Here is a 20957-nt window from a genome sequence, read left to right as displayed (position 1 = left end):
CGCGCTCAGCCCTGGATCGAGTAGCCGCCGTCGACGGGGATGGCGGTGCCGGTGATGAAGTCGGACGCGGGGCTGGCCAGGAAGACGGCGATGCCGGCCAGATCGTCGATCAGGCCCCAGCGCCCCGCCGGCGTCCGCTTCAGGACGGTGTCGTGGAGCCCGGGGATCTGCTGGCGGGCCTGCCGCGTCAGCTCGGTGTCGATCCAGCCGGGCAGCACGGCGTTGACCTGGATGTTGTCGCGCGCCCAGGCGCAGGCCAGCGACTTCGTGAGCTGCACGATCCCGCCCTTGCTGGCGCCATACGCGGGCACGAACGATGCGCCGAAGATCGACATCATCGAGCCGATGTTGATGATCTTGCCTCCGTCGGCCGCCTTCATCGCCGGATAGGCCGCCCGTGCGCAGAGGAAGGCCGCGGTGAGGTTCGTATCGATCACCCGCCGCCATTCCTCGAGCGCCAGGTCCTGCGCCGGCTTCCGGATGTTGATGCCGGCGTTGTTCACCAGGATGTCGATCCGTCCCCAGCGGTCGATGGTCTCTCTCACGAGCGCGCCCACCGACGCCTCCTCGGCGACATCGACGGCGATGGTGACGGCTTCCGACCCCAGGCGCGCCAGCTCGGCGACGGCGGCGCGAGACTTCTCCTGGTTGCGCGCGGCGACGACGATCCGCGCACCGGCCGACGCCAGTCCGCGGGCCATGCCCAGCCCGATCCCGCCGTTGCCTCCGGTGACAATGGCGACTTTCCCCTTCAGATCGAACACGAAAAATTTCCCTCCCGCATCCTGAGTGTAACTCTTACATGTTCACGCTTCTGCTTGAACCTTTTTTCAACCTACGCCCTGACCGGACGCAAGATCTTTCGCGAGGTTCCGTAGTTCTGATCGTGGCACACCGGCTGCACCAAGCTCGCAAGCCATGAACACGACGAATCTTCACGAGACGCGCCACCTGTGGGGCGTTGTCCTGGCCGGAAGCCTCGAGTCGCTCGAGCGTCGCCCGACGTCGCGCCCGGGCGGCCTCGCCCCGGCGGCGGTGTCATGTCCCGCGCTCTTCCGCCAGACCCTCGAGCGCGCGACGCACCTCATCCCCTCCGAGCGGATCGTCGCCGTGCTGGCGCGCGGCCATTCCGCATACTACGACACCGGACTGGGGAGTCTCACCGACATTCAGCGGATCGTCCAGCCCGCCTATCGCGGCAGCGCCGCCGAGACGTTCCTGGCCGTGCTCAAGATCGCCGCCGCCGATGCCGAGGCTACGGTCGCGATCTTTCCCGGTGGTCAGCTCATGGACGGCGAGGCGCGGTTCATGAGTTGCGTGGCCAAGGCGGTCGGCGCCGTGAGGATGCGCCCGGAGCTGCCGATCGTGATCGGCGTGCCGCCCCTCGGCCCCGACCCGACCTGCGCATGGATCGACCCCGGCCTGCCCATCGAAGGGCTCGAGCCATACGCCGTCCGCGCGGTGCGGCGGTTCATGCCCCGCCCCTCGCCGGCGGAGGCGGCGGCGCTCTGGGAAGGGGACGGCCTGGTCAACACGCGCGTGATCGTCGCCAAGGCCCGGGCCCTGATCGCGCTCGGCGCGCGCCACCTGCCCGACGTGCTCGAGACGTTCGAGCCTCTGGGCGCGGCGTTCGGGACGCCGGAGGAAGGGCTCCTGTGCGAGGCCGTCTACGAACAGATGCCGTACGCGTCCATCACCCACGCACTCTTCGTGCGGGCGTGCGAGGTCGGCGTCCTGCCGGTCTCTCACGTGCGGATCAGGCTCGACGCTGCGCCCCCGGCGCAGGCCCTCGCATCCTGAAGCGCACAGCCACCAGGCGCTTGTCATGATTCAGCCATCGGCGGGATCCCTGGGGCAGATTCCGGCCCGGGCGGCGACGGCGCGCGGACTGGTCCTCTTCGGCGCGCCGCTACGGCTAGACGTTTCCTGCGTTTTGGGGGTCGGCCTCGGCGCGTGGACGTTCGCGGACACCATCTTGCCCGCGGCCGCGAAGGGGCGCCCGCCGGTAACGTACTGGGCGGGGGGCGCGCTGACCGCGCTGCTGCTGCTCCTGTCGGTGGCGCTCCACGAAGCCGCCCACTGCCTGGCCGCCCGGCGCGCCGGCCTCGGCGTGCACCGCATCGAGCTGTCGCTCGTCGGCGGCGTCACGGAACTCTCCCGCCCGCCCGACACTCCGGGCCTGACGCTCGGGATCGCCCTCGCGGGACCGGCGGCAAGCCTCGCCGTGGCGGTCGCGACGGCGCTGGGCCACATCGTGCTGGTCGAGACCGGGGCCGACGCCCTCGCCGCCGCCACCACCGCGATCCTGGCGGTGGGCAACCTGGGTCTGGCACTCCTGAACCTCATTCCCGCGCTGCCCCTCGACGGGGGCCACGCTCTGCGCGCCCTGCTCTGGCGGGTCACGCGGCGACCGGTGGACGCCACCCGCATGGTGCAGGTCGCGGGTCGCGGCGTCGGCGGTGCCCTGCTGGCGATAGCCGTGTTCAGCTCCGCCTCGGGCGACGCGGCGATCGCGCTCTGGGCCGCGTTGCTCGGCTGCGTCATCCACCAGTACTCGGGCACGTCCGGCCCGCCGGGGCGTCCCTAGCCCGCCCGCTCCGGAGGGAGACGCGTCTCAGGCGGCGGGCAGTGTCAGCCTGACTTCGGCCCCGCCATCGGCGGGCGCGTGAAACTCGACCGTGCCGCCGTGCAGCCGCGCGACGCGCTCCACGGTCACCAGCCCGACGGCGGGCCGTCCCGTCGTCTTTGACAGCGACAGGCGAATCAGCGCCCGCGAGTTCGTGGTGCGCAGTCCCGTGCCCCAGTCACGGATGACGAGGTTTACCCGTCCCGGCTCGGCGGCACTGGCGCTCAGGTGCGGCGCCGGCCGACCCCCACCCGCCGCTGCCGTCGCAGCCAGCGCGTTGCGCACGAGGTGGCCGACCGCGAGGCCCAGCAGCCGCGCGTCACCGCGCACGTCCGCCCAGGCGCCATCGGCGAGGGTAACGCCGCCCAGGCCGTGCTCTTCGAGAGCGCGGCGAACGAGGTTTTTCAGATTCAGCGGAGCCACGTCGCGGCGCTCCAGCGCGAGAACGTCGAAGGCGGCCGGGAGCAGGGCGGCCAGGCGAGCCATTTCCGCTTGGATCGTCTCGAACCTCTGCAGCGCCTCCGGCTCCCCCGGGCCCGTCCGCTTGAGGACCTCGAGGTGCATCGCCATGGCGTTGAGCGGCCCGCGAAGGTCGTGCAGGAGCCGGTCGAGATCCTGCGGCAGCGACGCCATCAGGTGATGCGGGCCGATTTCACCGCCTGGATGCCGTACTTGGCCAGCTTGTTGTAGAGGGTCTTGAGGCTGATGCCGAGCAGTGCCGCGGCGCGCCGCTTGTCCTGATTCATCTCCTGGAGCGCTCTCAGGATCAGCTCGCGCTCCATCTCGCGGATCGGCACCACGGAGCCCGTCGTCGCCGGCCTCGACGGCTCGGTGGTCCGCAGCACGTTGTCCGGCAGGTGCTCCGGCGCGATGGCGCCCGTGCCACAGAGGACGACGGCGCGCTGGATGACGTTGCGCAGCTCGCGCACGTTCCCCGGCCAGGCGTGCCGCTCCAGGACCTTGTCCACCTCGGGCGTCAGGCCCCGCACCTGCCGGTTATCCTGGCGGTTGAACTCCTCGATGAACGTCCGCCCCAGCAGCGGGATGTCCTCCTTGCGCTCGCGCAGCGCGGGGAGGCGGATCGTGAAGACATTGAGGCGGTAGAAGAGGTCGTCGCGGAGCTGGCCCTGGGCGATGGCCTCGCTGGGGACACGGTTGGTGGCCGCGATCACCCGCACGTCGACCTGGATCTCCACCTTACCGCCCACGCGCCGGAAGTTGCCCTCCTGTAGCACGCGGAGCAGCTTGGCCTGCGTGGAGTTGTCCATCTCCGCGATCTCGTCCAGGAAGAGGGTGCCGCCGTCGGCGAGCTCGAAGCAGCCGAGGCGCCGTTCGGTGGCGCCGGTGAACGCCCCGCGCTCATGGCCGAACAGCTCGCTCTCGATGAGCGTCTCCGGGATCGCCGCGCAGTTGATGGCCACGAAGGGCTTGTTGCGCCGGTTCGAGAGGTCGTGGATGGTTCGCGCCACCAGCTCCTTGCCGGTTCCGCTCTCGCCGAAGACGAGCACCGGCGCGGTGCTCGTGGCCGCCAGCTCGATCCAGCGATAGACCTCGTGCATGTCCTTCGACTGCCCGACGAGCTGGCCGAAGCTGCCCTTCTGGCGGAGCTGGTGCCGGAGGAAGCTCACCTCGCGGGACAGCGATTCCTGCTCGATCGACTTCTCCAGCAACACCTGGAGGCGGGTGGCGTCGACGGGCTTCGTCAGGTAGTCGAACGCCCCGTGCCGCATCGCTTCGACCGCGCTCTCCACGGTGCCGTGACCCGTCACCAGGAGCACGATGGGCGGGCGCCCCGTCTCCTTCAGCTTCTGGAGCAGTGTCAGCCCGTCCATCTCCGGCAGCACCAGGTCGGTGAGGACCACGGCCGGATGTTGCGTCTCGATGAGATTCAGCGCCTCCTCGCCGGACGACGCCGTCTCCACCTCGTAGCCCCACTGCCCCACGAGGCGTGCGAGGCCCTCGCGCTCGGCCGGCTCGTCGTCGACGACGAGGACCTTGCCACTCCTGCTCTGATCACGTCGCGCTGGACTCACGCTTTCCTCGACGGTGCCCCTCGCACCCCGGAGATGACCTCAAGACGGTCGTACGGCACGGGGGGAGAACCCTCCCCCCCGGTGCCGCACCACGACTGCGTACGCGTCACCCTAGCGCTTCTGCACCTGCAGGTTGTTGACGACGCTCTTGACGCCCTTCGCCTGCCGGGCCAGCTGCTCGGCCCGGGTCTTCTGCTCCGCAGACTCGACGGTCCCGTTAAGGTAAACAGTGCCGTTGTTGGTGTCAACGTCTACGCGTGTCAGATTGGCGGCCTTGTCAGCCACGAGCTTCGCCTTCACCGACGCCGTGATGCTGGCGTCGTCAATGGTCTGCCCGGTCGACTTGCCGGTCGCCGCCCGGCAGCCGCTCAGGATCGAGGCGACCACCAGGACCACAGCCAATGCCTTGAACGCCCTTGCCATTGCCATCTATCTCCCTCTCCCGTCGTCGAATGGTAGCCCCTCAGGCCGCACGCGGGAGCCCCTCGCTCTTCGCCTGGCACGCCACACAGCGGGTGGCGAAGGGCATGACCCTCAGCCGCGCGGCGGCGATAGCGTCGCCGCAATCCCGGCAGATACCGTACCGGCCCGCATCGAGGTCCTCCAGGGCCCGGCTGACCTCCTCCAGCTGGCGGGCACGCCGTTCCACGACCGCCGCCGCGATCTCATCATCGTGCGTGAGCGACGCGCTCCCGTACGGGTCCTTGAGTAGCTCCCGCCCGTGATCGGTCTCGCTGGTCGAGCCCATGCTCGACTGGATCGCGCTGTTCAGCGCCCTGCGCTTCCGCTCCAGGTCCGACTTTACGGTCCGCATCTGGCTCTCCTCCCGCCGCGTCTCGGGGCTGGCTCACTGGAAAGGCACTCTGCGTGCCAAGAGCGCCGAGTCTACAAACGCCCGCCTTTTATGCGTGGTTTTGTTGAACTGTTGACCCTGTCGCGGCTGTCGTTGGCGCTTTGGTGAAACGACGCCACCCAAAGAATGGAACGCTTTTCAACTGACTCTGCGTTCAGAGCGACAATGGTGCGCATTTTCGGCCTGGCACGGGCGCTGCAGGACATCACAGCCAAACCACCGCCACTCTCGGAGAGGATTCCAATGGGACATCCCAGCATGACCAGCCACTCAGGGTCGGTGCTTGCGCGCAGGTGCCCGACACGACTGTTCAAGCCCGATCGCCCGCGCGCAATCGACCGCTACATCGACTACTTCGGCGGCGCCGCCGGCCGCACGAGCGATTCCTGCGGGGAGGCCCTCCTGGACTGCCTCGATCAGGCGATCGCCGACGACGAAGTCGGGGCGATCGCAGCCAACCAGTAGAAGGCGCGGTGTAAAAGACGCCATGGAGGGCAACGACCGATGACCCTCAAGCCGATCGGCGGACTCCTCTGCCTGGCCCTGCTGGCGGCGGGGTGCGCCGGCCCCGTCGCGTCGCCCACCCCGGGCCCGCGCCAGGAGGCCGGGCGCCCGGCCGCTCGACCCGTCGACCCCGCCCAGGCCGAGCGCCTGCAGCGCGTCATGGTGCCCCTGATCCGCGCCATGAACCACCCGCGCTCGCTGAACCAGGCGCGGGTCGGCATCGTCGAGGACCCGAACATCAACGCCGCCAACGCGGGCGGGGGCGAGTTCTACGTGACAACGGGCCTGCTCCAGAAGGCCAACGACGAGCAGTTGCTCGGCGTGCTGGCCCACGAGGTGGCCCACGACGACCTGGGACACCTGGCCAAGGCCCAAGCGCTGGGGGCCGGCCTCAACATCGGCATGATCATCCTCGACCAGCTCATCCCCGGCAGCGGCGCGATCACGCCGATCGCCGGCGCCCTCGTCGCCCGGGGCTACAGCCGGAACGAGGAGTACGACGCCGACCGGCACGGGGTCGAGCTGTTGCGGCGGATCGGCCAGCCGAAAGAGGTCATGATCAACACGCTCAGCTGGCTCATGCAGACGGCGGGGCCGGGCGGAGGCGGGTTCTTGTCGACTCATCCGGCGACCGGCGACCGCATCGAAGCGCTCCGGCGCCTGCGCTAGTGCCGTTCCAACTATTCGCGCCTAGGAAGGCACCGTGTACGTCGTTCGTGGACAGATTTAGTATCAACAAGTTGGAACGGCACTAGAAGACTCGGAGGGGGGCTTCGCCCCCCCCTTCCGATACTCCCCCCAGGGATTGCGCGGGCAAGGCCCGCGCTCGACCTCTCCCAGCAACGCGTCCGGACGACTCATCACGCTATTCCCCGACATGCCGCGAACCGGCGGCGCCCCGTCCGCTACGCCGAGGGGCGGGCGCGGCGCGCCCGCCCGCTCTCCAGCAACGGGGTGAGGGACTGGCGACTGGCGAAGAGCGTCGCCAGCGGGTTGCCCCGCTCGCGGAGCCGCTCCCGCGCATTGCGCAGGTGGAAGTCCTCCGGATAGAGGCCGCGTTCCAGCTCCGGCCAGTCCACCGGCATCGAGACGGTCACCCCTCTGTACTCCCGTACGGCGAACGGGCTCACCAGGGTCGCCCCCCGTCGGTTGCGCAGCACGTCGATGAGGATCTTGCCGCGGCGCCGCGCCCGCCGCATGTCGAACGTGAACAGGGAGGGCTCGCGCTGGCGGGCCATGCGGGCGATGGTCGACGCCGCCACCAGCACCTGGTCGAACGTGTAGACGGGCTCGATCGGCACCATGACGTGCAGGCCGCGCCCGCCCGACGTTTTCACCCAGCTGCGAATCTTGAACCCGCCCAGCAGGCTCCGCACGAGCAAGGCGGCGTTGCGGACCTCACGAAACGCGATCGCGGTCGGGTCGATGTCGAAGAGGAGCTGATCCGGCCGGTCGACCGCGTCGACGGTCGAACCCCAGGGATGGAACGAGATGTAGCCCAGGTTCACGAGATAGGCCAGCGCGGCGCGGTCGCTGCCGATGACGTAGTCGGCGTAGCCGAGCGCCGTCTGGTCGGTCCGGATCCGGCGCGTGGGAATCCACGGCGGCAGCCCGGGCGGCGCCGTCCGTTGATACACGCACTCGGACGCGCCGGCGAAGCGGAGCAGGCTCAGCGGCCGGTTGACGAGGAAGGGGAGCAGGTGGTCGGCGAGGTCCAGGTAGTAGGCGACCAGATCGCCCTTGGTCACGCCATCCTCTGACCACAGGACCGCCTCGGGATTGCTGAGGAGGATCCGACGGCCGTCCACCTCGCCGACGCGCGGTCCCATCACGAGGCGCGCCGCAACGTGTTGCGTAGCGGGACCGCGGGTTTCACATCAGAGCGCGCCCCCTCGGCGCGCGGCGACGTCAGGAAGCGCTGTACGAGGGCGAGGCTGGTGGCGACGTTGACGCCGACCTGGACCGCACGGGCGCCGGCCCCGAGCACACGGAGGATCGGCATCCGGGAGAAGACAACGCCGGCCAGCACGCCACCTCCCACGAACAGAACGGGAATCCACCACTGCGGCGGCGCCCGACGCTGGAGCGCGTCCAGCCGCTGCGCGATCGCGGCGCGCGTCACCGCAATCTCAGCCTGGATCTCAGCTGTGCTTCGAGCCATCGGAAGTTCTCCACGAGCGAGGCCGGCGTGCGGCGCGGCCAGCCCAGTGATCGGAGCCGCTGCACGCTCCACCCGAGCGTCGCCGCGGCCAGCAGGAACACGCCACCGCCGGCGATGACCAGATGCTCCCACGGCGCGCCGAAGAGCGGCGCCAGGGCGGCGGCGAGCAGCAGGACGAGCGAGGCGATCAGCGCGACCGCGGCGGACACCGCGAGCGCGGCCGCCGTCACGGCGGCGAGGAGGAGCTCGCGGGTCTCGGCCAGGCCGAGCTCCAGCTCGAGCTGGACGAGACGCTTCAGCGACGCCAGGATGCCGTCGGCGTCGGTCGGCTGGGGAACGCGGAGCGGATGAAGGGTGCCCATCCTTGGAAAAAAGAAAGCAATTTGACTGCCACGCGGAGTTAGCCGAAGTCGTGGGACGGGACGTGGGGGCTGAGGCCGGGCAGGGCCTCCACGCGGACGGCGCGGACCGAGATCACCTCGTCCTGCTTTTGTAAAATTCCCCCTACGAGTAAAAACGGCGCAGCCACCAGCGTGAGCCGCTGCCGGGCGAACAGTTGCGGCGTGACGATGACGTTGGCGATCCCCGTTTCGTCTTCCAGGCTCAAGAACACGAACCCTTTTGCGGTGCCGGGGCGCTGACGCACGATGACGCTGCCGGCCACCCGCACCCACTGGCCGTGGGGGAGACCGGCGAGATCCCGCGCGCGGACGACGTCCCGGCGCGCCAGCGCTCGGCGGCGCAACGCCAGGGGATGCGGCCCCAGCGTCACCCCCGTTCCCGCGTAATCCGCGGCCAGTCGCTCGGCGGCGTTCATCTCGCGCAGCGGATGCGGCGCGGAGCCGCTAGGCGCCTCGGACGGCTCATCCCCAGAGCGAGCCGGGCTCGCGGACTCCCCCCCGACCAACAGCTCGGGGAGCGCGGGCGCGGCGATCACCCAGAGATTCGCCCGTCGGGTGCCGCCGAGCGTGTTGAGGGCGCCGATGGCGGCGAGGGCCGCCAGCTCGTCCTGCTCGAGTCCCGCCCGCCGCGCGAGGTCGTGGGGCGAGCTGAAGGGCCCCGGCGCGCGCGTCGCCACGATCGCGCGTCCGGCACTCTCGCGCAGTCCCTTGACGTAGCGCAACCCCAGCCGCACCGCCACGCCCGCGCCATCCGCCACCGCCTCGCTCCCGCCCACCGCCCGCGACGCGTCCCGACCGACGTGCCGATGCGATGACTCGTGCGGGTCCGGGGCGGGGGACGTTCCGAGCGAAGTGGGGTTTTCTGAGCGAGGAATGTCCCTCGCCCCGGAGCCCGCGAGATTCTCCGTCGTGCACAGCCACTCGGAGCGCGTGACGTCGATGGGCAGGATGCGCAGGCCATGGCGCTGCGCGTCCTTGACGATCGTCGCCGCGTGGTAGAAGCCCATCGGCTGGTTGTTGAGGAGCGCCGCGTAGAAGGCGGCGGGGTGGCGCGCCTTCAAGTAGGCGCTGGCGTAGGCCAGGAGCGCGAAGCTGGACGCGTGCGACTCGGGAAAACCATACAGGGCGAACGAGGTGATGGCGTGGACGATCTGCTCGGCGGCCTGGCCGGTGATCCCCTGTCCGGCCATCCCGGCGCGGAGCTTGACCTCCACCTCCTTCATCCGCTGCTCGCTCCGCTTGAAGCCGAACGCGCGGCGGAGTTCCTCGGCCTCGGTACCGGTGAAGCCGGCGGCGACCATCGCCATGCGCAAGAGCTGCTCCTGGAACAGCGGCACGCCGAGCGTGCGCTCGAGAATCGGCTCCAGGCTCGGATGCGGATACGTGACCGGCTCGCGTCCCCGCCGCCGGCGGATGTACGGATGCACCATGTCGCCCACGATGGGGCCGGGCCGGATGATCGCCACCTGCACCACGAGGTCGTAGAACCGCTCGGGGTGGATCCGCGGGAGCGTGGCCATCTGGGCGCGGCTCTCCACCTGGAAGACGCCGATCGTGTCGGCGCCCTGGAGCATCCGGTAGATGGCGGGGTCCTCGGGCAGATGCGCCAGATCCACGTCGCCGCCCCCTTCGCGCACCAGCTCGATCGCTTCCTGGAGCACGGACATCATCCGCAGGCCGAGCAGGTCGATCTTGATGATGCCGAAGGCCGCGCAGTCGTCCTTGTCCCATTGGATGACGACGCGGCCCGGCATGGTGGCGGGCTCGAGGGGGACGATGGCGTCGAGCCGGCCCGCCGCGATCACCATGCCGCCCGAGTGCTGGCCCAGATGGCGCGGCAGATCCTGGATGCGCGTCCACAGCGCCGCGAACGTGCGGATGCGCGGGTGACGGGGATCGCAGCCCGCCTCGGCGAGATGCTTCGTCAGCAGATCGTCCGGGTCCTGGTAGCCCCAGCTCGGAGCCAGGCAGGCCAGGCGGTCCTGCATGTCGGCGGGCAGCCCCAGCGCCTTGCCCACCTCGCGCGCGGCGCTCCGCCCGCGGTACGTGATCACGTTGGCCGTCATGCCGGCGCCCAGGCGTCCGTAGCGCCGGTAGACGTACTGGATGACCGCCTCCCGCCGTTCGCCGCTCGGCAGGTCCAGATCGATGTCGGGCCACTCGCCGCGTGCCTCGCTGAGGAAGCGCTCGAAGAGCAGGTCCATCTTGACGGGATCGACCGCGGTGATGCCGAGCGCATAGCAGACGGCGCTGTTGGCAGCCGAGCCCCGTCCCTGCACGAGGATGCCGTTCGCGCGGCAGAACTCGACGATATCCCACACGATCAGGAAGTAGCCGGCGAGATCCAACCGGCCGATGATGCTGAGCTCGTGGACGACCTGACGCCGCGCCCGCGCGGCCAGCGGCCCCGTGCCGTACCGCTGCCTCACGCCACCCGCCACCAGCTCCTCGAGGTGCCGGTGCGGCGACTGGCCGGGCGGCCGCGGGTAATCGGGGAAGCGGTAGCCGAGGTCCTTCAGCGTGAAGCCGAGCCGCAGCGCCAGCTCGCCCGTCGCGTGGAGCGCCTCGGGAAGGTCGCGGAACGCGCGCACCATCTCGGTCTCGGCGCGCAGCCCGCGCTCGCCGTTCACCGTCAGCTGGCGACCGGCGTGATCGAGATCGGTCTTTTCCCGGATGCACGTGAACACGTCGGCGACGGCCCGGCCGCCCGGCCGCGCGTAGAGCGGCTGGTTGGTGGCGACGAGGGGCACGCGCGCCGCCCGCGCCAGCCCCACCAGCCCCTCGAGCGTCCGTTCCTCCTCGCGATCGAAGTGGCGCTGGACCTCGACGAAGCAGTTCGAGCGGCCGAAGATCCCGACGAGGCGGTCGAGCGACGCGCGCGCGGCCTCCCAATCGCCGGCGGCGAGGCGCCGCGCGAGGGGGCCGCGGCCGCCCCCCGTGAGGCAGACGAGGCCCGGGGCGTACGGCTCGAGATCGTCGAGCGCGAGGGCCGCCTCGCCTTTGGGAGCCGCCAGCTTCATCCGCGTGATGAGGCGACAGAGGTTCTGATAGCCCTCCCGGTCCTCGACGAGGAGCGGCAGGCGCGAGCCGTCGCTGAGCGTCAGCTCGCTGCCGACCAGGGGCTTCAGGCCCGCGCGCACCGCCGCGTGGTAAAAGCGCGGGGCGCCATAGAGCCCGTCGCGGTCGACGAGCGCCAGGGTGGGCATGCCCAGGCGCGCCGCTTCGGCGACCAGCGTCTCGGGCTGCTCGGTACCCTCGAGAAACGAAAACGCCGATTGAGCGTGCAGCTCGACGAACATCGCTCACCGGGCTGAGTGAACCGGGTGTGCGGGGCCTGTCGTCGGCTCGGCCCCCCGCCGTCCTCGCGGCTGGCGACTCACGTTGCGGCCGGGGTCACTCACCACGCTCACTCCAGGCCTCGATACTCTGGCGCGCAGGCGGGGAGTCCTACACTCCCGACGGCGGGGACCTTCGCCGACGCCACCCGCACACCCGTTCCACGCCGCCCGGCTCACGCTATGCATCTGGCAAACGGGGGCGGCAGCGCCCGCCACCCGCCCCCACCGCTCCGCGGCCTGCTCCACCCCGGCGAGCCACGCTCAGCGCCGCTCAGTCGTAGATTCCATCGAGCATCCAGGCGCCGGTCACACGGTCATGGGCGAGCCGGCAGAGAGTGCCGTCGTGGAGGAGCAGGTCCCACTCGTCGCGGGCCCAGCCGTGGGCGTCCCACCACTCACCGGAGACGCGCCAGGGGCCGGCACCGGCGACGACGCGCATGGCGACATCGCGCCGTCGCACGCGCAGGGGCCACTCCCCATCGGTCACGACCTCGACTCGCGGCGCCGGCCGCAATCGCCGCAACATCAACTGCGAGTGGGTCCCGGGGGCGGGGCGGCCATCCTCGACCACGGAACCCCACGGGTCTGAGACGGCCGCCCCGCCCCCGGAGCTGCCCCGGCCGTCTGCATTTTCATCGGGCGGCGAGAACGGGATCAGCGCCACCGCGTCGGGACGGTGGGAATCGACGAGCTCCGGCGATCCGAAATTGTCGCCCCCGACCAGCTCCGCCAGGCGCGCGACCAGCGCGGCGAGATCGCGCTGCCTCGGCGCGGGCGGCTGCCACAGTCCTCCCTGCCCGGCCTGGCCGAGGACCACGCGGGCGCTCAGAACCACGCCCGTCACCGACGCCGGGGGAGGATGCGCCACCAGCTCGAAGCGGATGAGCGCGAGCATCAACGCGACTTCGCACGTCGGCTGCGCAAGCGCGATCGTCCGCTCGTGCCGCGCGCCCGTGGCGAGCTGGAGCTGGACGTCGAGCCTGTCCGCCCAGACGTGAGCGGCCGTGAGCCGGGCGCACAACTGTTCGAGCGTCCGGCCCAGCACGGCCACCAGCGCGCCGAGATCGTCGATCTCCCAGTCCAGGCCCTGCGTTTCCTCCCAGAACGGCGGCGGGAGGTAGGGACGAAACGGATCCGTGTCGCGCCCGAGCGCCAGGTCGTGAGCGCGCAGGCCCGCGGGCCCCAGCCGCTCGGCCAGCCCCGCGCGCGGCAACGCCGCCAGCTCGCCCAGCGTCGTCACGCCCCAGCGCGCCAGCGTCGTCTCGAGCTGGGCGGGCAGATCGAGGACGGCGAGCGGCGCCGCGGCCAGAGCCCCGCGCTCACCGCCGGCAGGAACGGCGACGATCCGCGCTGTCGCCTGACGGGCGGTGACCCGCGCGGCCGTGCGACTTCCCGCGATGCCGAGGCGCGCCCTCAGGCCGACCGCCCGGGCGTGGCGCACCAGCCGCTCGCCGATGGCCGCCTCGTCGCCGATCAACCGGCCGAGCCCCGCGATGTCGACGTAGACGAGCCCGGGCCCCGCGTCTTCGATACGGGGCGAAACGGCGAGCGCCGCCTCGAGGAGCGCGTGCCGCGCGGAGGCCACCTGCTCCTCGGAAAACTCGCGGGTCACGAGGCCGGAACAGCGCGCCCGGGCCTCGGTCTCCGTCAGGCCCGGCGCCACGCCGCGCTCGCGCGCCGCTGCGTTCGCCTCGACCACGCCGGTGGCGGGCGGCATTCCCCGCACGATCGCCAGCGGGCGCTCGACGAGCGCGGACTCGCAGCGCTCGGCGGCCGCCGCGGCGAAGAACGGCACCCACACGCACGCGACTCGCTTCCCGGCGCTCACGCGGTCCACCACCACGTCGCGTCCGGCACCGCAATCGCGCGGAGTCCGCCACGGCAACGAACCACCTGCACCGTGGTGCCCATGCGCGCCAGCCGCGTGGGCACGGGACCAGGACCGGTCCACTCGAGCGCGCGCCGGGTGGTTCGCAGAGCCAGGGAGGCGCCGGGGCCGGCGATGCGTCGACCGGCGAGGATCACCAATGCCGTGCCCGCGCGGCGGGCCGCCAGCCGCAACCGAAACGCCAGCGTGAGGGGCAGGCGCGGCGGCGTCTCGCCGAGATCGAGCCCGATCAACGCGAACCCCGGGCAGCCCACGAGCAGATCGGCCGCGCGCAGCGCGGCGCTCCGGCGGCCGCCGCAGCGCACCCACAGCAGACGTCGGAGATCCACGCCGGCCCGCGCGGCCGACGCCGGATCGAACGCCTGATCGGTATCGACGAGCGCGGCGATCGCGCCCCGCCGCGTGGCGTCGCGCAGGCAGGACGTGAGCAGGCTGGTGCGCCCCGACCCGAGGCTTCCCACGATCTCGGTGATCTCGCCGCTCAGAACCACAGCTCAATGCTTATCACGTGTTGAGTATCACGCAAGCCCACAGATATGGGGGCGTATGCTCACGAGGAGCCCCAGATACGGTGTGATTGGGTCCTCTCCACGGCCCCCCGGCACACGGGTACATGGCCCCTCGCTTGCACCCCAACCTGTTGTGAACGTTTGAAATCCGACGCGAAAGCACTAGAAATGGCCAAGCAGATTGGGTACGCGGTGATCGGTCTGGGGACCATTGCGCGCACCTCTGTCCTGCCCGCGTTCGCTCGAACGGCCGAGAATTCGCGACTTGTCGCGGTGATTTCCGGCGACCGGGCCAAGGCTCAGATCGTCGCCCAGCAGTTCCGCGCGGCGGCCTATCACTACGACGACCTGCGCCAGTGCCTGCAGCGCGACGATGTGAACGTCCTGTACATAACCCTGCCCAACTCCCTGCACTGTGATTACGCCGTGGAGGCCGCGCGGGCGGGGGTGCACGTGCTGTGCGAGCCGCCGATGGCCGTCACCGCCGACGAGTGCCGCCGCATGATCCGCACGTGCCAGACCAACCGGGTCAAGCTGATGATCGCCTACCGCCTGCACTTCCGTCCGGCCGTGCTCAAGGCCGTCGCGCTCGTGCGGAGCGGCCACATCGGCCTCCCGAAGACGTTCAGCTCCGACTTCACCTCCCGCGTCGACGACCCGGACAGCATCCGCCTGCAGCGGCGGCTCGGCGGGGGCACCGTCTACCACCTCGGGGTCGAATGCATCAATGCCGCGCGCAGCCTGCTCGGCTCCGAGCCGGCGCAGGTGATGGCCATGACCGCCCGCACCAGCCGGCGCTACGGCGGCGACGTGGACGAGAGCGCCGTGGCCCTCATCCGCTTCCCCGACGACCGGCTGGCCCACTTCCACACCAGCTTCGGCGAGGAGCCGATCTCGCGGTTCACGATCTTGGGCGAGGAGGGCTGGATCCACGTCACCAACCCCTACGAGGCCAGCGCGCCCACCCAGGTGACCATCGTCAAGCAGGGCGAACGCCAGGAGCTCGCGTTCGAGCACACCGACGAGTTCGCGGCCGTGATCGCCTACTTCTCGAACGCGATCCGCGAGGAGCGCCAGCCCGAGCCCTCCGGCATCGAGGGATTACAAGATACGCGCCTGGTGGAGGCGATCTACCGCTCGTCGCGCGACGGGCGGCCGGTGACGCTGCCGCGCCTGGGCCGGGTCGAGACACCCCCGGCCGCCGAGTCGCCCATCGACCGCCGCCAGGTAGGCTGAGACCGCTTCCGCCCCTGGTGGCACGTCGGTTGCTCCCCTCCTCCGCGAGCGAATCACTGCGCAAACAGGTCCAACGATTTGGAAGGAGGATGCACATGAAGACATGGAGGAGCGTACTCGCGCTGATGGCCGCGGGCACCATGCTCGCCGGCACGGCGTTCGCGCAAAGCAGCGGCAGTGGCGACACCGCGCCCAAGACGGGAACCGAGAAGTCGATGCCGGGGGGGACCAGCAAGCCCGGCGACTCCGGCGCGCCCGCGGCATCACCGGGCACGGGCGGTACGGACGCCACCAAGCCGGATGCCGCCCGGCCGGAGACGAAGTCGGATGCCGCCCAGCCCGAGAAGAAGATGGGCGGCGGCAAAGGCGACCGCGCCGCGCGCGGGGGCGACCGCGAGCAGGTCAAGGCCGTGCAGCAGGCGTTGAAGGACAAGGGGCACGATCCGGGCCCGGTCGACGGCGTCATAGGGCCCAAGACGCAGGCGGCTCTGAAGGATTTCCAGAAGTCGCAGGGCCTCCAGGAGACTGGACGCCTGGACGCGGAGACGACCGCCAAGCTCGGCATGGAGGGCAAGACCGGCGCCGCCGAGCCGTCGAGCCCGGCCGCGTCGCCCAAGACGGGTCCAGGCGCGTCGGGGACGACGCCCGGGTCCGAGACCGGCAAGGAAGGCGCGGCGACCAAGGACAAGAAGTAAGTCGCCGGCCGGCGCCAAGGCCGGGACGCGACGTCCCGGCCTTCGCCCCCACCCTCACCGAACCAGTTTTCGATACACCGCTTCGTAGCGATCGGTCATCACGCCGACGGAGAAGTGCTCCTCGACATAGCGGCGGCAGCGCGCACGATCGATGACGTCGATGCGCTTGATCGCGGCGACGAGGTCCTCGATGGAGTCGGCGATGCTCCCGACCTCCCCGTCGCGGATCACTTCGGGCACGGAGCCACAGGAACGGGCCACCACGGGCGTCCCGCAGGCCAGGGCCTCGATCATGGTGAGGCCGAACGGCTCGGCCCAATCGATGGGAAACAGCAGGCAGAGGGCGTCGCCGAGCAGCGTCCACTTGTCGCGGTCGCCGATCTCGCCGAGAAACTCGATGAGCGGATGATCGAGCAGCGGGCGGATCTCCTCGAAGTACTGGGCGTCGGCCGGATCGACCTTGGCGGCCATCCGCAAGGGCAAGCCCAGCCGCCGGGCGATGGCGATGGCCAGATCGGGCCGTTTCTCGCGGGAGATGCGTCCCAGGAAGGCCAGGTAGTCGCCGCGCGGGTTCGGCTGGAAGGGGATGTCGGTCACCGGCAACCCGTGATGGACGGTCGCGATCCAGTTAAGATCGAGATGGGCCAGCGGCGCGCGCTGGCGGTCGCTGATCGACACCAGCGGCGCGTCGGCAAAGCGCGCCAACACGCGCGCGATGTGCTCGAAGTCGAGCCGCCCGTGCAGCGTGTGCACCTGCGGCGTAGCGACGAAGCGCCCGAACGGGAAGGCCAGGTAATCGACGTGACAGTGCAGCACATCGAACTCCGACGCGCGCTCGAAGGCCTCCGCCAGCTCGATCATGTGCAGGGCGATCGGATCGGAGCGCCGGGGGTCGAGGCGGAGCGCCCGCGAGCAGGGGGCCACCAGCCGAGCCCCCGTGCGCGAGTCGCCGCTGGCGAAGAGCGTGACCTGGTGGCCGCGTCGCACCAGCTCCTCGGTGAGCCAGGACACGACGCGCTCGGAGCCGCCGTAGAGCGGCGGGGGAACCGGTTCGTAGAGCGGAGCGATCTGGGCGATTTTCATGTCGTGGCATCCGAGATGCAAGCCGGGTGCCCGCGAAGGTGAGATCACCGTGGACGACCACATCCCGGCCGCCGCCGACTTTCACATCCAAGCCTCCCCGCAGGTGGCGACGATCCAGAAGCTCGTGCTCAAGCGCGGCGAGTCGTTCCTGGTCTGCGATCGGTGCGGCGACTTCCCGGCCCACTTCGAGGGCGAGCTGGGCTTCTATCACGAGGGCACGCGGCACCTACGGTGGCTCGAGCTCCGCCTGAACGGCGAGCGCCCGCTGCCCTTGAGCGCGGAGATCGCGCCGGGCAACGACCGGATCGTGGTGGGGTTGACCAACGCCGACGTCGACGGCCCCCGCGGCGTCGGGATCCCGCGCAACACGATCTATCTCGATCGCCACCTGGCACTGAGCTCGGCCTGCCTGCACCAGATCCTGACGATCTCCAGCTTTCACGCCGAGACCTGCGAGGTGACGCTCGAGCTGATCTTCAACGCCGACTTCCGCGACGTCTTCGAGGTCCGCGGCATGCATCGCGAGGAGCGGGGCCGGCTCTTCGACGAAGAGCGCGAGAGGGGCTCCGTGCGCCTGCGGTACCGCGGCCTCGACGACGTCGTCCGCACCACCACGCTGGCGTTCGATCCCCCGCCCATGCTGGTGGCCGCCCATCGGGCCGTCTATCACCTCACGCTGGTCCCCAACTCCACCCTGCGCGTCCGGTTCACGGTCACCGCGGCCAACGACGACGGGCCCAGCGGCCCCCCAGCGCCCCCGGCGATGACGGCCCCGGGGGCCGCGGCGCCGGCCGCCGCCGGCACGCGCATCACGACCGACAGCGACGGATTCAATGCCCTCCTGGAACGCTCGCTGGTCGATCTCCAGATGCTGCTCACCGACACTCCGCAGGGGCGCGTGCCCTACGCGGGCGTTCCCTGGTACGTCGCGCCCTTCGGTCGCGACAGCCTCATCACCGCGCTGCAGATGCTCCCCTACCATGCCGAGGTGGCGGCGAGCACGCTGCGCTTCCTCGCCCACTGGCAGGGGCGCATCGAGGACGCGTTCCGCGACGAGGAGCCCGGCAAGATCCTGCACGAGTATCGCCGGGGCGAGATGGCGAACTGCCGCGAGATCCCCTTCATTCCCTACTACGGCTCCGTCGACGCCACGCCGCTGTTCGTCGTGCTGCTGGCCGAGTACGCGCGCTGGACGGGCGATCTGGCGCTGGCCGGCGCGCTGTGGCCGGCCGCCCGCGCCGCGCTCGACTGGATGAGCACGTACGGGGATCGCGACGGGGACGGCTATCTCGAGTACGCGACGCGCTCGCGCCTGGGCCTCAGCAACCAGGGCTGGAAGGACTCGGGCGATGCGGTGATGCACGCGGACGGCGCGCTGGCGCGCCCGCCGATCGCGCTCGCGGAAGTCCAGGGCTACGCCTACGCCGCCTACGAGGGAGCCGCGGAGCTGGCGCAGCTCCTGGGCGACGACACCGAGGCGGCGCGTTGGCGCCGGCGAGCCGAGGCGCTCCGCGCTGCCTTCAACCGCGACTTCTGGCTCGAGCACGAGGGGTTCTACTCGCTCGCCCTCGACGGCGACAAGCGCCCCTGCGAGGTGATCACTTCGAACCCGGGCCATTGCCTGTGGACGGGCGTCGTCGACGAGAACCAGGCCGGGGCCGTGGCCAAGCGTCTGCTCGCGCCCGACATGTTCTCGGGCTGGGGAATCCGCACCCTCTCGGCGCGCGAGCGCCGTTACAACCCGATGAGCTACCACAACGGCTCCGTCTGGCCCCATGACAACGCGATCGCCGTCGCCGGGCTCCGACGGTACCGGCTGGCCGAGCACGCGCTCACCGTCGCCACTGCCCTGGTCGACGCCGCGCGCTGCTTCGAGCACGGGCGGCTGCCCGAGCTCTTCTGTGGCTTCCCGCGCCACGCCGACCACGGGCCCATCGCTTATCCCGTCTCGTGCGCGCCGCAGGCCTGGGCCGCCGGCAGCGTGCTGCAGTTGGTGACGGCGCTCATCGGGCTCGAGGCCAACGCCGCCAGCGGGCGCCTCACCTGCCACGGCCCCATGCTTCCGCCCTGGCTGCGCTGGGTCGAGATCCACGACCTGCGGGTAGGCTCGTCGAGCTTCGATCTGGGGATCAGCCGCGGCCGGGACGGGGCGTCGGTCGAGCTGATCGCGCGGCGCGGGGACGCCGAGCTGCTGGTACGCCGGTAGGAACAGCCGGACCATCAGTGCGCCCCTCCCATGGCCGTCGTATCCTGGGGACAGCGAGCAAGACACCTGCCACGTGACGGCCGCTGCTCGCCGAGCGTGAAGGCAGATGTTAGGAGCGTGTTCGGTGGAACGGAGAATGCAGTTCCCGGTCTGGCTCCAGAGCGCGTTCGGCATCGCGGCGCTGGCCGTGGCCGTGACGGGCTGCGTTTCCCGGGTCCATCCCCACCTGTACCTGCCCCCGCTCAAGCTCGGGGAGCCATCCTTCTTCCCGACGCTGGAGGCCTACACCTCGTCGCCCATCGTGGGTGGCAACTCGGTGGAGCTGTTGCTCAACGGCGACGAGATCTTCCCGGCCCTGGTTCAGGCGATCCGATCGGCGCAAAAGACGATCACCTACGCGCAGTACTACTACGAGGATGGGCCGGTGGCCCGCGAGATCGCCGAGGCCCTGGCCGAGCGCTGCCGCGCCGGCGTCGGCGCCAACGTCCTTCTCGACGCCTTCGGCACGCTGAACATGCCCGCCGAGTACGTAGACCTTCTGCAAACCGCCGGCTGTCACGTCGCCTACTTCCGCCCGTTGGGGCCGTTGGGGCTGTGGCGGGTCAACCACCGAAACCACCGCCGGATTCTGGTGGTCGATGGTCGCCTCGGATTCACCGGCGGCTCGGGCGTCAGCTGGAAGTGGATGGGCAACGGCCGCATCGAGGATCGCTGGCGCGAGACCGACGTCGGGGTGCGGGGCCCGGTCGTCGAGTACCTGCAGGGCGCGTTCGCCGAGAACTGGCTGGAGGCGACCGGAATGGTCCTGGGCGGAGACGCTTACTTCCCGCGCCCGCTCGAGCCCGTGGGTGGCGTCTACGCGCAGGTCGTGCGTAGCTCGCCGGCCGGCGGGAGCTTCGCGATGTACACGATGTTCCTCCTCGCCATATCGTCGGCGCGGGGCTCGATCCTCATCACCAATCCGTACTTCGTGCCCGACGACAGGATGGCCAACGCCCTGCGGGCGGCCGTGCGGCGGGGCGTGCGGGTGGTGGTGCTGGTGCCGGGCCAGATCGACCACAACCTCGTCCGGCAGGCGAGCCGGGGAAAGTTCGGTCGCATGCTGCGGACGGGCGTCGAGATCTACGAGTACCGGGGGGCGCTCCTGCACGCTAAGACGATGGTCATCGACTCCGTGTGGTCGACGGTAGGCAGCACGAACCTCGACAACCGGTCCTTCGCGTTCAACGACGAGTTGAACCTGGTGGCCTACAGTCCCGCGGTGGCGCGCCGCCTCGAGCAGGTCTTCGCCGAGGACCTCGCCCACTCGCGCAAGCTCGAGTACCGGCGCTGGAGCCGGCGCGGCATCATCGACCGCTTTCTCGAGCTGCTGACCGCCCCGCTCCGCGATCAGCTCTAGTGCCGTTCCAACTTGTTGATACTAA

Annotated in this window: 20 protein-coding genes; 8 read left to right on the top strand and 12 right to left on the bottom strand. The window is 70.5% G+C overall.

The features are described 5' to 3' along the window. Positions 1 to 5: 5 nt before the first annotated feature. The gene (locus tag VGV13_19240; GenBank protein ID HEV8643224.1) at positions 6 to 764 is read right to left on the bottom strand and encodes a glucose 1-dehydrogenase; all 759 of its coding nucleotides are present in this window, start codon (positions 762 to 764) and stop codon (positions 6 to 8) included. Between the two features lie 154 nt (positions 765 to 918). Between VGV13_19240 and VGV13_19235 the strand changes: the two genes are divergently transcribed. Both VGV13_19235 and VGV13_19230 read left to right on the top strand, forming a co-directional pair. Continuing rightward, a complete protein-coding gene (locus VGV13_19235; protein HEV8643223.1) occupies positions 919 to 1800 on the top strand; it encodes a hypothetical protein in 882 nt (293 codons plus the stop codon). A 25-nt stretch (positions 1801 to 1825) separates the two neighbouring features. Beyond that, complete coding sequence (locus tag VGV13_19230) at positions 1826 to 2587, top strand: site-2 protease family protein (GenBank protein HEV8643222.1); 762 nt, start codon at positions 1826 to 1828, stop codon at positions 2585 to 2587. Positions 2588 to 2614: 27 nt separating this feature from the next. Here VGV13_19230 and VGV13_19225 read toward each other — a convergent pair whose 3' ends face one another. The 4 genes from VGV13_19225 to VGV13_19210 all read right to left on the bottom strand — a co-directional run bounded on the left by VGV13_19225 (position 2615) and on the right by VGV13_19210 (position 5473). Next, positions 2615 to 3259, bottom strand: coding sequence for an ATP-binding protein (locus VGV13_19225; protein HEV8643221.1), 645 nt, complete (start codon positions 3257 to 3259; stop codon positions 2615 to 2617). Continuing rightward, a complete protein-coding gene (locus tag VGV13_19220) occupies positions 3259 to 4659 on the bottom strand; it encodes a sigma-54 dependent transcriptional regulator (protein HEV8643220.1) in 1401 nt (466 codons plus the stop codon). The genes VGV13_19225 and VGV13_19220 overlap by 1 nt, the downstream gene beginning before the upstream one ends. A gap of 111 nt (positions 4660 to 4770) precedes the next feature. Continuing rightward, positions 4771 to 5082: a BON domain-containing protein gene (locus VGV13_19215; GenBank protein HEV8643219.1), complete on the bottom strand. Its 312-nt coding sequence runs from the start codon at positions 5080 to 5082 to the stop codon at positions 4771 to 4773. Positions 5083 to 5122: 40 nt separating this feature from the next. Next, positions 5123 to 5473 (bottom strand): TraR/DksA family transcriptional regulator, encoded by a 351-nt coding sequence (locus tag VGV13_19210; GenBank protein HEV8643218.1) that lies wholly within the window; start codon positions 5471 to 5473, stop codon positions 5123 to 5125. A 282-nt stretch (positions 5474 to 5755) separates the two neighbouring features. On the opposite strand from VGV13_19210, the gene VGV13_19205 reads away from it, so the two are divergent. Next, positions 5756 to 5977, top strand: a complete 222-nt coding sequence (locus VGV13_19205) for a hypothetical protein (GenBank protein ID HEV8643217.1) — start codon at positions 5756 to 5758, stop codon at positions 5975 to 5977. 39 nt (positions 5978 to 6016) lie between these two features. Continuing rightward, the gene (locus tag VGV13_19200) at positions 6017 to 6685 is read left to right on the top strand and encodes a M48 family metallopeptidase (protein ID HEV8643216.1); all 669 of its coding nucleotides are present in this window, start codon (positions 6017 to 6019) and stop codon (positions 6683 to 6685) included. A 236-nt stretch (positions 6686 to 6921) separates the two neighbouring features. On the opposite strand, the gene ligD is transcribed toward VGV13_19200, so the two are convergent. The 6 genes from ligD to VGV13_19170 all read right to left on the bottom strand — a co-directional run bounded on the left by ligD (position 6922) and on the right by VGV13_19170 (position 14295). Continuing rightward, complete coding sequence (ligD, locus tag VGV13_19195) at positions 6922 to 7845, bottom strand: non-homologous end-joining DNA ligase (protein HEV8643215.1); 924 nt, start codon at positions 7843 to 7845, stop codon at positions 6922 to 6924. Further along, a complete protein-coding gene (locus VGV13_19190) occupies positions 7845 to 8138 on the bottom strand; it encodes a hypothetical protein (GenBank protein ID HEV8643214.1) in 294 nt (97 codons plus the stop codon). Before VGV13_19190 ends, ligD begins: the two co-directional genes overlap by 1 nt. Next, the gene (locus VGV13_19185; protein ID HEV8643213.1) at positions 8135 to 8539 is read right to left on the bottom strand and encodes a phage holin family protein; all 405 of its coding nucleotides are present in this window, start codon (positions 8537 to 8539) and stop codon (positions 8135 to 8137) included. Before VGV13_19185 ends, VGV13_19190 begins: the two co-directional genes overlap by 4 nt. Before the next feature lie 38 nt (positions 8540 to 8577). Then, on the bottom strand, positions 8578 to 11877 hold the full coding sequence (locus tag VGV13_19180) for an error-prone DNA polymerase (GenBank protein ID HEV8643212.1): 3300 nt from the start codon (positions 11875 to 11877) through the stop codon (positions 8578 to 8580). A 310-nt stretch (positions 11878 to 12187) separates the two neighbouring features. Beyond that, positions 12188 to 13744 (bottom strand): DNA polymerase Y family protein, encoded by a 1557-nt coding sequence (locus tag VGV13_19175; GenBank protein ID HEV8643211.1) that lies wholly within the window; start codon positions 13742 to 13744, stop codon positions 12188 to 12190. Further along, complete coding sequence (locus VGV13_19170; GenBank protein HEV8643210.1) at positions 13741 to 14295, bottom strand: hypothetical protein; 555 nt, start codon at positions 14293 to 14295, stop codon at positions 13741 to 13743. Before VGV13_19170 ends, VGV13_19175 begins: the two co-directional genes overlap by 4 nt. A gap of 186 nt (positions 14296 to 14481) precedes the next feature. Between VGV13_19170 and VGV13_19165 the strand changes: the two genes are divergently transcribed. Both VGV13_19165 and VGV13_19160 read left to right on the top strand, forming a co-directional pair. Beyond that, complete coding sequence (locus tag VGV13_19165; protein ID HEV8643209.1) at positions 14482 to 15549, top strand: Gfo/Idh/MocA family oxidoreductase; 1068 nt, start codon at positions 14482 to 14484, stop codon at positions 15547 to 15549. Between the two features lie 95 nt (positions 15550 to 15644). Further along, positions 15645 to 16244 (top strand): peptidoglycan-binding domain-containing protein, encoded by a 600-nt coding sequence (locus VGV13_19160; protein ID HEV8643208.1) that lies wholly within the window; start codon positions 15645 to 15647, stop codon positions 16242 to 16244. Between the two features lie 54 nt (positions 16245 to 16298). Here the strand turns inward: VGV13_19160 and VGV13_19155 are convergent, their stop codons facing one another. Further along, positions 16299 to 17327 carry a glycosyltransferase family 4 protein gene (locus VGV13_19155; GenBank protein HEV8643207.1) on the bottom strand — a complete coding sequence of 343 codons (1029 nt, stop codon included), beginning with the start codon at positions 17325 to 17327 and terminating at the stop codon, positions 16299 to 16301. A gap of 49 nt (positions 17328 to 17376) precedes the next feature. Between VGV13_19155 and VGV13_19150 the strand changes: the two genes are divergently transcribed. After that, positions 17377 to 19533, top strand: coding sequence for a glycogen debranching N-terminal domain-containing protein (locus tag VGV13_19150; protein HEV8643206.1), 2157 nt, complete (start codon positions 17377 to 17379; stop codon positions 19531 to 19533). Positions 19534 to 19657: 124 nt separating this feature from the next. After that, positions 19658 to 20932, top strand: coding sequence for a phospholipase D-like domain-containing protein (locus tag VGV13_19145; protein ID HEV8643205.1), 1275 nt, complete (start codon positions 19658 to 19660; stop codon positions 20930 to 20932). The last annotated feature ends 25 nt before the right edge of the window (positions 20933 to 20957 follow it).

This window comes from Candidatus Methylomirabilota bacterium (genome assembly GCA_036001065.1).
In the GTDB taxonomy this organism is placed as follows: domain Bacteria; phylum Methylomirabilota; class Methylomirabilia; order Rokubacteriales; family CSP1-6; genus MNEF01.
The sequence above is the reverse complement of the archived record's forward strand: the minus strand, read 5'-3'. Positions and strand labels throughout refer to the sequence as shown.

What these genes read in the sequence shown, in the direction of transcription:
- VGV13_19215 (HEV8643219.1), bottom strand. Translation starts at nt 5,082, where the DNA reads ATGGCAAGGGCGTTCAAGGCATTGGCTGTGGTCCTGGTGGTCGCCTCG.
- VGV13_19185 (HEV8643213.1), bottom strand. Translation starts at nt 8,539, where the DNA reads ATGGGCACCCTTCATCCGCTCCGCGTTCCCCAGCCGACCGACGCCGAC.
- VGV13_19205 (HEV8643217.1), top strand. Translation starts at nt 5,756, where the DNA reads ATGGGACATCCCAGCATGACCAGCCACTCAGGGTCGGTGCTTGCGCGC.
- VGV13_19155 (HEV8643207.1), bottom strand. Translation starts at nt 17,327, where the DNA reads ATGAAAATCGCCCAGATCGCTCCGCTCTACGAACCGGTTCCCCCGCCG.
- VGV13_19235 (HEV8643223.1), top strand. Translation starts at nt 919, where the DNA reads ATGAACACGACGAATCTTCACGAGACGCGCCACCTGTGGGGCGTTGTC.
- VGV13_19225 (HEV8643221.1), bottom strand. Translation starts at nt 3,259, where the DNA reads ATGGCGTCGCTGCCGCAGGATCTCGACCGGCTCCTGCACGACCTTCGC.
- VGV13_19230 (HEV8643222.1), top strand. Translation starts at nt 1,826, where the DNA reads ATGATTCAGCCATCGGCGGGATCCCTGGGGCAGATTCCGGCCCGGGCG.
- VGV13_19180 (HEV8643212.1), bottom strand. Translation starts at nt 11,877, where the DNA reads ATGTTCGTCGAGCTGCACGCTCAATCGGCGTTTTCGTTTCTCGAGGGT.
- VGV13_19165 (HEV8643209.1), top strand. Translation starts at nt 14,482, where the DNA reads ATGGCCAAGCAGATTGGGTACGCGGTGATCGGTCTGGGGACCATTGCG.
- VGV13_19160 (HEV8643208.1), top strand. Translation starts at nt 15,645, where the DNA reads ATGAAGACATGGAGGAGCGTACTCGCGCTGATGGCCGCGGGCACCATG.
- VGV13_19200 (HEV8643216.1), top strand. Translation starts at nt 6,017, where the DNA reads ATGACCCTCAAGCCGATCGGCGGACTCCTCTGCCTGGCCCTGCTGGCG.
- VGV13_19210 (HEV8643218.1), bottom strand. Translation starts at nt 5,473, where the DNA reads ATGCGGACCGTAAAGTCGGACCTGGAGCGGAAGCGCAGGGCGCTGAAC.
- ligD (HEV8643215.1), bottom strand. Translation starts at nt 7,845, where the DNA reads ATGGGACCGCGCGTCGGCGAGGTGGACGGCCGTCGGATCCTCCTCAGC.